This is a genomic window from Xenorhabdus bovienii (assembly GCF_024721015.1).
GTDB classification, from domain to species: Bacteria; Pseudomonadota; Gammaproteobacteria; order Enterobacterales; family Enterobacteriaceae; genus Xenorhabdus; species Xenorhabdus bovienii.
Genome location: NZ_JANAIF010000349.1, coordinates 1 through 377, shown reverse-complemented (window position 1 = coordinate 377; position 377 = coordinate 1). Strand labels below are relative to the sequence as shown.

The 377-nt window shown below is 52.5% G+C and carries 2 protein-coding genes; both read left to right on the top strand.

The features are described 5' to 3' along the window. On the top strand, positions 1 to 147 hold a 147-nt coding region (locus tag NXS07_RS20925), incomplete at its 5' end, for a tail protein X (protein WP_258087624.1). 3 nt (positions 148 to 150) lie between these two features. Beyond that, positions 151 to 377: phage holin, lambda family (locus tag NXS07_RS20920; RefSeq protein ID WP_258087623.1), on the top strand; the 227-nt coding region annotated here is incomplete at its 3' end.

Genomic DNA, 377 nt, shown 5'->3' with positions numbered 1-377 from the left:
TATGGCCGCACACAAGGGATTGTTGAGCAGGTGCTTGAAGCTAATCCGGATCTCTGCCTGAGCACCCAGCTTGCCGCCGGTCAATGGGTTGAACTGCCGGATATCACCCCACCGCCCAATCAGGACATCATTCAGTTATGGGATTAGAACATGGACAAACAACCTGATGTATGGGTCGAACTGCTCAATAACCTGCAAAATTCATGGCCTCAGATATCCGGCTCTATTTTGGCCGCCGCCATTTGCTACGGGCGTCTGATTTACGATGGCGTAGAACGTAAGAACCGATGGGTTGAAGCTCTGCTCTGTGGTGCCTTGTCATGGAGCGTGTCCAGTGGCTTAGAGATGTTTGGCATTCCCGGTAGTTTTGCGCCGGC